The 12,149-nt window shown below is 64.8% G+C and carries 13 protein-coding genes; 4 read left to right on the top strand and 9 right to left on the bottom strand.

What is annotated here, in order from left to right:
- Nucleotides 1-29: 29 nt before the first annotated feature.
- Complete coding sequence (locus ACFWB0_RS20315; RefSeq protein WP_378492278.1) at nt 30-1,481, top strand: metallopeptidase; 1,452 nt, start codon at nt 30-32, stop codon at nt 1,479-1,481.
- 63 nt (nt 1,482-1,544) lie between these two features.
- On the opposite strand, the gene ACFWB0_RS20310 is transcribed toward ACFWB0_RS20315, so the two are convergent.
- From ACFWB0_RS20310 to ACFWB0_RS20300, 3 genes are all read right to left on the bottom strand, one after another.
- The gene (locus ACFWB0_RS20310) at nt 1,545-2,435 is read right to left on the bottom strand and encodes a tetratricopeptide repeat protein (protein WP_378492277.1); all 891 of its coding nucleotides are present in this window, start codon (nt 2,433-2,435) and stop codon (nt 1,545-1,547) included.
- Nucleotides 2,436-2,523: 88 nt separating this feature from the next.
- Entirely contained in the window at nt 2,524-2,883 is a 360-nt protein-coding gene (locus tag ACFWB0_RS20305) for a DUF3817 domain-containing protein (protein WP_378492257.1), read from the bottom strand.
- A 133-nt stretch (nt 2,884-3,016) separates the two neighbouring features.
- A complete protein-coding gene (locus tag ACFWB0_RS20300; RefSeq protein ID WP_378492256.1) occupies nt 3,017-4,207 on the bottom strand; it encodes an acetyl-CoA C-acetyltransferase in 1,191 nt (396 codons plus the stop codon).
- 98 nt (nt 4,208-4,305) lie between these two features.
- Here ACFWB0_RS20300 and mce point away from each other — a divergent pair, with 98 nt between their 5' ends.
- Nucleotides 4,306-4,791 carry a methylmalonyl-CoA epimerase gene (gene mce / locus ACFWB0_RS20295; protein WP_378492255.1) on the top strand — a complete coding sequence of 162 codons (486 nt, stop codon included), beginning with the start codon at nt 4,306-4,308 and terminating at the stop codon, nt 4,789-4,791.
- A gap of 82 nt (nt 4,792-4,873) precedes the next feature.
- Entirely contained in the window at nt 4,874-6,112 is a 1,239-nt protein-coding gene (locus tag ACFWB0_RS20290) for a hypothetical protein (protein WP_378492254.1), read from the top strand.
- A gap of 15 nt (nt 6,113-6,127) precedes the next feature.
- Here the strand turns inward: ACFWB0_RS20290 and ACFWB0_RS20285 are convergent, their stop codons facing one another.
- Complete coding sequence (locus ACFWB0_RS20285; protein WP_378492253.1) at nt 6,128-6,466, bottom strand: ATP/GTP-binding protein; 339 nt, start codon at nt 6,464-6,466, stop codon at nt 6,128-6,130.
- Nucleotides 6,467-6,469: 3 nt separating this feature from the next.
- Complete coding sequence (nucS, locus tag ACFWB0_RS20280) at nt 6,470-7,147, bottom strand: endonuclease NucS (RefSeq protein ID WP_378492252.1); 678 nt, start codon at nt 7,145-7,147, stop codon at nt 6,470-6,472.
- A 43-nt stretch (nt 7,148-7,190) separates the two neighbouring features.
- Here nucS and ACFWB0_RS20275 point away from each other — a divergent pair, with 43 nt between their 5' ends.
- Nucleotides 7,191-8,735 carry an adenylate/guanylate cyclase domain-containing protein gene (locus ACFWB0_RS20275; RefSeq protein ID WP_378492251.1) on the top strand — a complete coding sequence of 515 codons (1,545 nt, stop codon included), beginning with the start codon at nt 7,191-7,193 and terminating at the stop codon, nt 8,733-8,735.
- 10 nt (nt 8,736-8,745) lie between these two features.
- Here ACFWB0_RS20275 and ehuA read toward each other — a convergent pair whose 3' ends face one another.
- From ehuA to ehuB, 4 genes are read right to left on the bottom strand one after another with little or no spacing between them, the layout of a single operon-like run.
- Complete coding sequence (gene ehuA / locus ACFWB0_RS20270; RefSeq protein WP_378492276.1) at nt 8,746-9,510, bottom strand: ectoine/hydroxyectoine ABC transporter ATP-binding protein EhuA; 765 nt, start codon at nt 9,508-9,510, stop codon at nt 8,746-8,748.
- A 46-nt stretch (nt 9,511-9,556) separates the two neighbouring features.
- On the bottom strand, nt 9,557-10,201 hold the full coding sequence (gene ehuD, locus ACFWB0_RS20265) for an ectoine/hydroxyectoine ABC transporter permease subunit EhuD (RefSeq protein ID WP_378492250.1): 645 nt from the start codon (nt 10,199-10,201) through the stop codon (nt 9,557-9,559).
- Nucleotides 10,198-10,932, bottom strand: a complete 735-nt coding sequence (gene ehuC, locus ACFWB0_RS20260; protein WP_378492249.1) for an ectoine/hydroxyectoine ABC transporter permease subunit EhuC — start codon at nt 10,930-10,932, stop codon at nt 10,198-10,200. Before ehuC ends, ehuD begins: the two co-directional genes overlap by 4 nt.
- Before the next feature lie 16 nt (nt 10,933-10,948).
- On the bottom strand, nt 10,949-11,851 hold the full coding sequence (gene ehuB / locus ACFWB0_RS20255; protein ID WP_378492248.1) for an ectoine/hydroxyectoine ABC transporter substrate-binding protein EhuB: 903 nt from the start codon (nt 11,849-11,851) through the stop codon (nt 10,949-10,951).
- Nucleotides 11,852-12,149: the final 298 nt, after the last annotated feature.

The raw sequence follows: 12,149 nt of genomic DNA, 5'->3' as shown, positions 1-12,149 counted from the left end.
CCGACATCGACGACTGGAAGTGGATCGACGTGACACAGCGACACCGATGGTTCGCCCCGGTTCTCCCCGCTCTCGCAGTCGTGTTGGTGGCCGGTTGTGCGCAGGAGGTCTCCGGAACCGCGGTGTCGATCTACGACAACCCGTTCACCGTCGCAGGCCTACCGGTGGTGTCGGGGCCGACGGGGCCGCGCAGCGGTGTCCCCGATGCCGACGTGATGATCGAGAACACCGACGGCGGTGCCATCGACACTCTGTCGGGCAATGCGATCGCCGACATCGAGTCGTATTGGGAGCAGGAGTACGGCTCGATCGCGCGCGGTGAATTCGAACCGGTCGGCACGATCATCTCGTGGGATCCGTCCGAGCGTCGCGGCCCGCGCTTCTGCGGTGAGTCCACCTACGATTTCATCAACGCCGCCTATTGCAGCGGCGGGGACGTGATCGGCTGGGACCGCACGTACCTCATGCCGCAACTGGTCGAGGACTTCGGCCCCATGTCGGCGGTCACCGTACTCGCCCACGAATACGGGCATGCCATCCAGTATTCGGCCGGGACCGTCGCCGACGACGATCCCGGCATCGTGTTCGAGCAGCAGGCCGACTGCTTCGCCGGTGCCTTCATACGACACGTCGCCGAGGGCGACTCCGAGCACTTCGAACTCAACACCGCGGACGGCCTGAACAATGTGCTGGCGTCGATGGTGTTGTTCCGCGACAGCGACCCGAACGATCCGGATTCCATTCACGGCTCCGCGTTCGAACGCGTCACGGCGGTCCAGATCGGGTTCACGGACGGCGCTTCGACATGCCGGCGTATCGACGCGGCCGAGATCGAATCGCGGCGGGCGGATCTGCCGCAGTATTTCGACAGCAGCGACGACGGCGAGCTGCCCATCACTGCGGAGTCCGTCGAAACGATCTTCGAATCGTTCCACCACGTGTTCGACCTCGAGTCGCCGCCGCAATTGGATCTGTCCGGTGCCGATCTCGGCTGCTCCGATGCCAAGACGACGACGCCGGTGTCCTATTGCCCCTCGACAGACACAGTGGGCGTCGACCTCGAGGAGCTAGCGGCAGTGGGCACCCCTGATCGTTCACGGCGCGACGGTTTCAGCGCCGACGTGCGCGGTGACTACAACGCGTACGTTCTCGTGGCCTCCCGCTATGCACTTGCAGTGCAGCAGGAAGCGGGTCAGAGTCTCACGGACGCCCGTACCGCGTTACGCGCTGCATGCCTGTCAGGTGTGATCAGCGCGGCCTTGAGTCCGTTCAGCACGGTCGCAGCGAAGCTCGGGCCCGACTCCGAGATGGTGTGGCTCTCTCCCGGGGACCTCGACGAGGCCGTGTCCGGGTTGCTCCGCGACGGGCTTGCAGCGAGCGATGTCAACGGCAACACCGTACCGAGTGGTTTCGCGCGGGTCGACGCGTTCCGGACCGGGGTACTCAGCGGCGAGACCGCATGCACCGGCCGCTACCGCTGAGGTAGCGACCGGTGTGCTCTCACGCCGGCAGAAGGGCCCGGTAGAAGGCCCCGGTAAAAGGCCTCAGTAGAGTGCGGCCGCAAGCTTGCGGCGTGCGGCGATCACGAACGGCTCGGCAGTGTCGAACAATTCGAAGAGTTCCAGCAGGCGGGTGCGCGCCGCGGTGCGGTCGTCGCCTGCGCTGCGCTTGACGAAGGCGATGATCCGCTCGAAGGCCGCCTCGGGGTTCTGCGCGAACAGGTCGGCGTCGGCCGCCGCGAGTTGCGCCTCGAGATCGGTGGGGGCTGCATCCGCACGCGCGACCGCATCCGCCGGAACGTCCTGCGCCCGTGCCAGGAACTTCACCTGCCGCAGCGCGGCCTTGGCGTCGGCGTTGTTCGGCTCGGAATCGAGAATCAGGTTGTAGGCGGCCTCGGCACCCTCGAAGTCTCCCTCTTCGAGTGCCTGCTCGGCCGCGTCGAATCGCGGATCCGTGGGCTGCTCGGCCGGCTCGCCCTCCGTGGGGGGCGGGCCCGACAATTTTCCTTCGACCGCCTGCGCGATCGCGTCGAGCCACTGCCGCAGCGCCGGTTCGGGCTGGACTCCCTGAAAATCGGCGAGCGGCTGCCCTGCGGCGATGGCGACGACGGTCGGCACCGATTGCACACCGAAGGCCTGGGCGATCCGCGGATTGGCATCGACGTCGACCTTGGCGAGCACCCAGGCACCTGCGGCCTCGGTCGCGAGCTTCTCGAGGAGGGGCGACAGTTGCTTGCAGGGTTCGCACCAGGTGGCCCACAGGTCGACGATGACGGGGACCTGATCGGAACGCTGGAGCACTTCGGTTTCGAAGGTGGCCTCGGTGACGTCGACGATCGGCGCGAGTGCGCCGTGCGTGCCGTCAGCGGACGGGGGCGGAGGAGGTGGCGTGGTGGCCCGCTCCTTGAGGGGCGCGAGATCCACCGCGCCGGACAGCGCCGCGGCGGCGGAACGTACAGGACGGGAACCGGGTCGAGTCACGTCCTCCAGTTTGGCATGCCACGGCCGCGGAAGTTGCGGACGGTCAGACGGTAGCGGGCGCGTCCTCGCGGCTACCGGGCTCGGAGAGCTCCGCGAGACGGCCGGTCTTGACGGCCCAGCGCTCGAAAACGATGGTGCCGAACGGCGGGACGCTCGAGACGAGGGCCAGGAACAGAGTCTTCAGGTCCCACTTCAGCGACCAGGCCGTGAGGAACGAGATGGCGACGAACGGGATGAAGCCGGCCACGCCGTGCACCATGCCCGGGATCGCGATCGCTTCTTCGTAACCGAGCACCCACTTGAAGAACATCGCGATCAGAAGCGCGAGCCAGGTTACGGCTTCCCACATCGCGAGGAGGCGGAACCTCTTCGCGGGGGTGGACAGGTCGAAGATGTTCGTCATAGGGCCATTGTGCCCATGGATCTACGACGACCCGTAGTGCAGTGAGAGACATCACGGCCCTCGACGCTGGACGCCGAGGGCCGTGAAGCAACCGAGATCGAAGATCAGGCCCCGGTCGGTGCCCGGTCGACGACTATGCCTTTGCCACACGCACGATCAAGGCATCGCCCTGTCCGCCGCCACCGCACAGTGCAGCCGCGCCGACACCGCCGCCGCGACGCTTCAGCTCGAGTGCGAGGTGCAGTGCGATCCGGGCACCGGACATACCCAATGGGTGGCCGAGAGCGATCGCGCCACCGTTGACGTTGACCTTCGAGGCGTCGATGCCGAGTTCGCGTGCCGACGCGATGCCCACGGCGGCGAACGCCTCGTTGATCTCGACGAGGTCGAGATCCGCGGGGGCGATGCCCTCTCGCTCGCAGGCCTTGGCGATCGCGCGAGCCGGCTGCTGCTGCAGCGTCGAGTCGGGTCCGGCCACGACACCGGCTGCGCCGATCTCGGCGATCCAGCTCAGGCCGAGCTCTTCGGCCTTGGCCTTGCTCATCACGACCACGGCGGCCGCGCCGTCGGAGATCTGCGACGCCGAACCGGCGGTGACGGTGCCGTCCTTCGAAAACGCGGGCCGGAGCTTGGCGAGCGATTCGACGGTGGTGTCGGCGCGAATGCCCTCGTCGGCGGAGAACACGATCGGGTCACCCTTGCGCTGCGGAATCGAGACGGGCACGACCTCGTCATCGAACAGGCCGTCCTTCCAGGCACGCGCGGCGTTCTGATGCGAGGCGGCCGAGAAGGCGTCCTGCTCTTCCCTGGAGACGAAATCGGCATCCTTGTTCGCCGACTCCGTGAGGTTGCCCATCCCCTGGTCGGTGAAGATGTCGTGCAGGCCGTCGTAGGCCATGTGGTCGCGCAGGGTGACGTCGCCGTACTTGAATCCGGCACGGCTCTTCTCGAGCATGTGAGGGGCCTGGCTCATCGACTCCTGGCCACCCGCGACGATGATGTCGAACTCTCCTGCGCGGATCAGCTGGTCGGCCATCGCGATGGCGTTGATGCCCGACAGGCACACCTTGTTGATGGTCAGGGCGGGGACATCCATCGGGATACCGGCGGCCACTGCCGCCTGACGTGCCGGGATCTGGCCGGCACCGGCGGTGAGCACCTGGCCCATGATCACGTACTCGACTTTCTCCGGCGCGACCCCGGCCTTGTCGAGGGCACCCTTGATGGCGACCCCGCCGAGATCGGATCCGGAGAAGTCCTTCAACGAACCTTGCAGGCGACCCATGGGCGTACGGGCGCCGGCGACAATGACAGAACTGCTCACGGAAATGTCCTCCGATATCGACAACACGGATGCTCATTCGGTGGAATACCTGGGGTCCCGATATGAGCTTGCCCAACGGTACCGCTACCGTCAGAGGTATGACCGAGACCTCTCCCACATCGTCGCCTGTCGCGGCAGCTCTGTCCTCCGGGCTCGTCACCGCGATCGATCACGTCGGGATCGCCGTTCCCGATCTCGACGCCGCACTCACGTGGTACGCCGAGAACCTCGGTCTGGTCTCCACGCACGAGGAGATCAACGAGGAGCAGGGGGTCCGCGAGGCCATGCTCTCCGTTCCCGGCAGCCCCGACGGCGCCACCCAGATCCAGTTGCTCGCACCGCTGAACGAGAACTCGACGATCGCGAAGTTCATCGACCGCTCCGGCCCGGGCCTGCAGCAGCTCGCCTACCGGGTCACCGACCTCGATGCGATCTCCACTCACCTGCGCGAACAGGGTGTCCGGCTTCTGTACGACGCACCGCGACGCGGCACCGCCGACTCGCGCATCAACTTCCTCCATCCGAAGGATGCAGGTGGCGTTCTCGTCGAACTCGTCGAGCCCGCGGCAGACCCCGCTCACTAGACGCAGCGCCGAGACCGGCCCCAGTACATACGGTGCTGGAGCTGCCAAAGTGATACCGGTTTCGAACGGGTAGATTGTCGTCATGGTCTTCGATCGTGATCGCGCCCCCAGCCACCTTCCGTTCTCCATCGTGCGGAAGGGTTTCGACCGCGACGAGGTCACCAACTACTTCGCCCGATTCGAAGCCGAGCTCCGCGTGACGGCAACCGACCGCGACGCGGCATCGGCTCAGGCCCGCGATCTCTCGCGGCAGCTGGAGAATGCCCGTAACGAGATCGACGACCTGCGCAAGGATGTCGATCGACTGTCGGTGCCTCCGACCACCGCAGAGGGCATGTCCGATCGCATCTCTCGCATGCTCCGGCTGGCGTCCGACGAGGCGTCGGAAATGCGGGCTCGGGCCGAGACCGACGCCGCCGAGATGGTCTCCCTCGCCGAGCAGGAAGGCATCCGTCTCCGCGGCGATTACGAAAAGCGGCTCAAGGACCTCGAGAACCGACGCCTCGCCTGCGAGGAAGAGCACACCCGCACGATGGCCGCTGCCCGCGCCGAAGCCGACCGGATCGTCGCCGCCGCGCGCGCCGAAGCCGACAGGCGCGCCGCAGAGGCCGAAAGCAAGCGCGAGCAGGTACAGCAGGACTTCGAGATCACCATGTCCGAGCGCCGGTCGAAACTGCTGGGTTCGCTCGACGAGCTCGAACGCTCCAGCAAGGGCGAGGCGGAGCGTCGGCTCGAGCAGGCCACTTCCGAAGCGGCTCGACGCCTCTCGGTGGCCAATGAGGCTTCCGAACGCAAGGTCGCGAGCGCCAAGGGACTCACCGACGAACTCCTCGTCCTGCGCGGACGCATCCTCGGTCAGCTCGATGCCGTACGTGAACAGCTCGATGGCGTGCCCGACCTGCTCGCCGCCGCGACCGAGGAAAACGCACTCCTCGCACGCGACCTCTCGGACGACGTGGCGCCCACGTCGAGTTCCGACAACGACTCTGCCCGCAAGAACAAGGTCGACAAGACACAGCCCGACACCGCGGAGCGGGCTACCGCGGACGGCACGGAACGCAGGGGCAGGAACGGAGACTCCCGCACCGAGACCTCGGGCCCTGAGTCCGAGATGACCGAGGCCGGTTCCGATGAGTCCGCCCGCAACGACTCCGCCGGCAACGACAAGAACTCCGAGGGTGCCGGCGCGAGCGAGAACGACCGAAGCACCTCTCAGCCGGAGACGAAGCAGCCGCAGACACCGACTCCGCCCCGGGGCCCGGCCCCCCGTCCCGGTGGCAGCGGTCGTTCACCGGCGGTGGCGAGCAGGGTCCGACGTTAGTCGACATCCTGCCGGTCAGGACCACTTCCGGGTCGGTCCCCGCCTTGCACGTGCCGACCAGCAGCCGTTGTGCCAGTGCCGACGATCATCGGCCCCGCCCGGGATATCGGTGGACCAGGCCACGATGTGCGGTGTCCCCTGAGCGATCTCGTGGTCGCATCCGGGGCACCGATATGGTTTCGTCGCCCGCGCCCCCGGAACCGTGCGCACAGTGAACTGTTCGGACTCGGCGCCGGTCGGCCCCGACTCGGTCCGCGTGGTTGCCCAGCCGAACGTCGAGGACCCGGGATTCGTAGACCCGGTGTCCGCTTTCGAGCGTTTACCCGACGCCTGTGGACGATTCCGGCGTGGCATGACTCAGAACAGCCGGAATTCGGTGCTCTCGGTTCCGCGCAGCGCCTCGTAGTCGAGTACGAGGCAGCGGATACCGCGGTCGGTCGCGAGGGTCTTGGCCTGCGGCTTGATCTGTTGAGCGGCGAACACCCCGGTCACGGGCGCGAGGAGCGGATCGCGGTTGAGAAGTTCGAGATAGCGGGTCAGCTGTTCCACGCCGTCGATCTCACCGCGTCGCTTGATCTCCACCGCGACCGTCGAGCCGTCGGCGTCCCGGCACAGGAGGTCGACCGGTCCGATGGCCGTGGGGTACTCGCGGCGGACCAGGCTGTATCCCGCGCCGAGGGTTTCGACATGTTCGGCCAGCAGTTCCTGGAGGTGCGCTTCGACTCCGTCCTTGATCAGGCCCGGGTCCACACCGAGTTCATGACTCGAATCGTGCTCGATCTCCTCGAGCGTGATGCGCAACTGTTCGCCGGCTTTGTTCGTGACCACCCAGAGCGCCGCTGCATCCTCGTCCGGGGTCTCTTCCGACAGCCAGCACGGGGGGCTCATCCAATTGAGGGGTTTATAGGCACGGTCGTCTGCATGAACGCTCACCGACCCGTCCGCTTTCACCAACAACAATCGGCGTGCGGTGGGAAGGTGTGCGGTCAGACGTCCGATGTAGTCGACACGGCAACGAGCAATCACTAGGCGCACACAGCCCACCCTAAAGGATGGCCTCGTCTACTCTCGAACGACCATGTCAGCACGCAACAGCCGTACCGCGCCGCTCGGGTCTGCGATCCTCGGGCAACCGGAGGAACCGATCCGGCGACTACGAATTCGAGTCCAGTCGTTGCTGACATTCTCACTCGCAGGCACTCATATCATCGGAGCGTTGATTGCGGCGACCCTCATCAACGTGGTGATTCCGGGGCCGTCGCTGCTCACCTCCCAGTTCCTCATCGTGATTGCCGTCCTGGCACCGGCATATGTGGTCGTCGCGATCGTGGTCGGCACCATCCTCGGCACCCGATACGGCGTGGACCGACTGGGATGGGCCCTCGACGGCCGCCGCCCCACCGCCGATGAGCAACGGACCGCGCTGAACCTGCCGCTGCGGATGACCGTGCAGCAGGGATTCCTCTGGCTCATCGGGCTCGTTCTGTTCACCACATGTCTCGGGGTCATCGACCCCGACACCATTCCCAAGGTATCGATCACGATCCTGCTCGCGGGCATTACCGTGTGCGGATTCGTCTACCTGTTCACGGAATTCGCATTGCGTCCGATCGCGGCACGAGCACTCGAGGCAGGCGCACCGCGCCGTCATCGCTTCGCCGGAACCACCGGCCGCGTGATGCTCGCGTGGGCACTCGGGAGCAGCATCCCCGTGATCGGACTGATGCTGATCGCGGTGTTCAGCTTCATCCGCCCGGTCACCCCGGTCCGGTTCGCCGTGACCGTCCTCGCACTCGGCGGCATCACCCTGCTCGTCGGATCGTTGCTGCTGTTTCTCAGCGTGCGCTCGAGCATCTCGCCGATCGAATCGGTGCAGTACGGCATGTCACGAATCGAGAAGGGCGATCTGGACGCCGCAGTCGTGGTGTACGACGGGACCGAACTCGGCGAACTTCAAGCCGGGTTCAACCGCATGGCCGAGGGACTGCGGGAACGCGAACACATCAGGGAAGTGTTCGGTAGGCACGTCGGCCGGGACGTCGCGACCGAAGCTCTCGCCAACGCCGACATCCTCGGTGGCGAAGAACGCGATGTCGCGGTTCTGTTCGTCGACATCGTCGGGTCTACCGCCCTTGCGGCAGAAAAACCTCCCGCCGAGGTCGTCGCATTGCTCAATCGTTTCTTCGCGGTCGTCGTCGACGAAGTCCACCGCGCCGGGGGGTCGGTGAACAAGTTCGAGGGCGACGCGGCACTGGCGATCTTCGGTGCGCCGGTCCGGGTCGACGATGCATCCGGTCGTGCCTTGCGGACCGCACGCACGATGGCACAGCGGCTCGCGATCGAAGTCCCCGACTGCCGTGCGGGAATCGGGGTCGCCGCGGGCCGTGTGGTTGCGGGAAATATCGGCGCCGCAGAACGTTTCGAATACACCGTGATCGGAGACCCGGTGAACGAGGCAGCTCGCCTCTCCGACATTGCGAAGACCGTACCGGGATATGTGGTTGCATCGGGTCGCGCCCTCGACTCCTCGACGAGCGACGAAGTATCCGAATGGACTGTGCGCGAAGAAATCACCCTACGCGGAAGATCGGAGGTCACTCGGCTGGCAGTACCGGCCGAGTGACCTCCTGCCCTCACTCCCCCGCGAGAACTGCGTCGAGGAACTTGCGCGTACGTTCCTCTTTCGGATTCGTGAAAATGACCTCGGGCGGCCCCTGTTCGATGATCCGGCCCTTGTCGAACATCAGGACGCGGTTGGAGACATCCCGCGCGAAATTCATCTCGTGCGTGACGATCAGCATCGTGATGTCGGTGGTGTCCGCGATCTGCCGCAGCACGTCGAGCACGTCGGCGACCAATTCAGGGTCCAGCGCCGATGTCACCTCGTCGAGCAACAGGATGTCGGGGTCCATCGCGAGCGCGCGAGCGATGGCCACGCGCTGCTGCTGACCACCCGAAAGCTGAGTGGGGTGGGCCTTCTCCTTGTCGGAAAGACCGACCATCGCGAGCAACTCCCGCGCACGCGCCTCCGCGTCCGCCTTCTTCCTGCCCAGTACATGGATGGGAGCCTCGGTGAGGTTCTCCATGACGTTCATGTTCGGGAACAGGTTGAAGTGCTGGAACACCATGCCGATGCTCTGCCGCACCTTGCGCAGGTGCTTCTCCGAAGCGGGAGCGAGTTTCGAACCCTTGCGCTCGTGACTCAAGGGCTCCCCCTTGACCCACACCACACCGCCGTCCACCTTCTCCAAGGTCATGAGCAGCCGCAGGATCGTGGTCTTGCCCGACCCGCTCGGACCGATCAAGGTCACGCGGTCGCCGGCCGCAACCTCGAAGTCGAGATGGTCGAGCACGACGTTGTCGCCGAACTGTTTCACCACGGATTCGAAGCGGATCATCGGATCGCCCGAGGTCTCCCCGGCTCCCCCGGTGTCTTTGGTCAGGTCAGTAGGCAAGACGACGCTCCAATCGGCGGATCAGCAATGAAGTCGGGTAGCTCGCGATCAGGAAGATCAACCCGGCCAACGTCAGCGGCTCGAGATATTGGAAGTTCCTGGCACCGAACTGCTGAGCTGCGGTGACCATCTCGACCACCGTGATGGTGAAGAGGAACGGCGTGTCCTTGAACATCGAGACTGCGTAGTTTCCGAGGGCAGGCACCACCCGTCGCACGGCCTGCGGCAGGATCACCGCTCGCCATGTACGGGAGCTCGGCAAGGACAGCGCTCTGGCTGCTTCCCACTGCCCCACCGGTACCGCTTCGATTCCTGCCCGGTACACCTCGGCCATGTACGTCGAGTAGTGGATACCCAGCACTGCGATACCGATCTGCAACGCAGAGAACTGCGGAAGCATGTAGTAGACGAAGAGCAATTGCACGACCAGCGGTGTCAGGCGGATGAACTCCACGATGCCACCGAGCACCATCGCGAACGGTCGCGGCAGCGTCCGTCGAGCGATCGCCACAACCAGGCCGAGTGCCGCAGCGAGAACGAAACCGAGGACGGTGGCGAGCAGCGTGATCTTGAATCCCTCGAGCAACACCGGGAGTGCCTCCCAGGCACGTTCCCAACTCCATTCGACGGTCACGTCTTCACCTCCTCGGGCTTGTCGATCACCGGTGCGAGACCGAAGATCTCACGCATCGACGGCCCGGTCCCCAGCCGGCTCTTCGCTCTCACCTCGAGCGCATTCATCAACAGCGTCAACACATATCCCACGATGAAGTACAGAACGAGCCCGACACCGAAGGCGAACAAGGTGTCGCCGGTCGAGCGGCGCAACTGCTCGATCTCGAATGTCAAGTCATGCAAGAGGATATAGCTTGCGAGGGCGGTGCCCTTCAGCAGCTGGATCAGCAGGTTCGTCAGCGGCGGAATCATCTCGGCCCACGCCTGAGGGAAGATGACCCGTCGAAGGCGCTGCCAATAGCTGAAATTCAGGGCTGTAGCAGCCTCCCATTGAGGTCGCGGAACCGATGTGATCGCACCACGTACGACTTCCGCGCCATACGCGCCGTAGTTCAACGACAGCGCAAGGATGCCGCAGACGATCGGCTCGAGCCGGTAACCGAAGAGCGGCATCACATAGAAGAACCAGAACAACTGCACCAGGAGCGAGGTGCCCCTGAAGAACTCGATGACAACCCTGGAACTCCCTCTCAGGATCAGGTTCTTCGCGCCGGCCGCCAACCCCAGGGCGACGGCCAGCAGGAAGGCGAAGAACGCACTACCGATCGTGAGATAGAGAGTGACCAGGATTCCATCGAGTATTCGAGGAAATGCGCTTGTCAGCGCCTCGATCTTCGAACCGAAATCCATTCTGGAGAACCCGCTCTCAGGAGACGCCTTCGCAGAGCATCTGCGTGGTCAGCTCCGGATCGGGCAATTCCTGTTCGGTGAAGCCGAATTCACCGACGATCGACAGGTACTTGTCCTTGTCCGACGTGATCTTTGCGAGCTCCTCGTTGTACGCGTCGCGAAGTTCTTCGTCGCCCAGCCGGAACACAGTGCCGCCTGCGCCCACCTGAGGAACCCCATTGATATTTGCGACGAACGACTCGGTGACCTCGACGGGCGCCGATTCGTTGCCCTGCTTCATCCAGTTGAGCGAGATGGCAGTCAGAGCGAAGGCATCGGAGCGGCCGTTGATCACTGCGTCCATGCCGTCCTGAGCCGACGCGACCTGTGTCGCATCGATGCCCGATTCCGCGGCGTAGTCCGACTCGATCGCTCCGGTCATGGTCGCCATACTCGCGCCACTGTCCTGGATCGACTGAATATCCGAGAGGTTCTGAGGATTGCCCTCAGGCACCATCAAAGCTGTCGTGTAGTTGAACTCGGGCTCACTGAACAGTGCCTGCTCGCATCGTTGCGGCAAGATCGACATGCCGGCACTGACAACGTCGAAACGGCCTGCCTGCAGACCCGGAATGAGGGCACCGAAGTCGGTGGCGACCCCTTCCACGTTGTCGATGCCGAGGTTCTTGAAGATCTCACGGTGAAGCGCGACCGTTGCGCCGGTGAGTTCACCGTCTTCCATGAAGCTGTAGGGCGCTTCGCCGGCGAATCCGACCGTGACCGTTCCGGCTTCCCGCAGGCTCTCGAGGGTGGACCCACCCCCGGCGCCACCTCCGGTATCGGTACTGGTGCACCCTGCAATCGATGCGCCGACCAATCCCAGTCCGGCGATGCCTGCGGCAACTCTCACGGCCGCGTTCCTACCAAATCGCGTGCTCATCGTCCAATCCCTTTCGTCGTCACTAGGAACGACCCGGGAGGATCCGTACCGCCTTGCAGCACGACCCAACGGATCTGCCCCGCGGACGTTACCCACAGAAAGGGCAAACCGGAAACTAGAATCGCGTTGTTATCATCTCGTGACCTGATTGCCGCAATAGCCCCATCGCCAACGCAGGGAAACGATACTTTCCGAAAACACGAAAGGGGCCCACACAATGTGTGAGCCCCTTCCGGAACGGGTGTTCGGCGGTGTCCTACTCTCCCACACCCTGTCGAGTGCAGTACCATCGGCGCAG

The sequence above is a fragment of the Rhodococcus sp. NPDC060086 genome, assembly GCF_042730275.1.
Taxonomy (GTDB): domain Bacteria; phylum Actinomycetota; class Actinomycetes; order Mycobacteriales; family Mycobacteriaceae; genus Rhodococcus.
The sequence above is the reverse complement of the archived record's forward strand: the minus strand, read 5'-3'. Positions and strand labels throughout refer to the sequence as shown.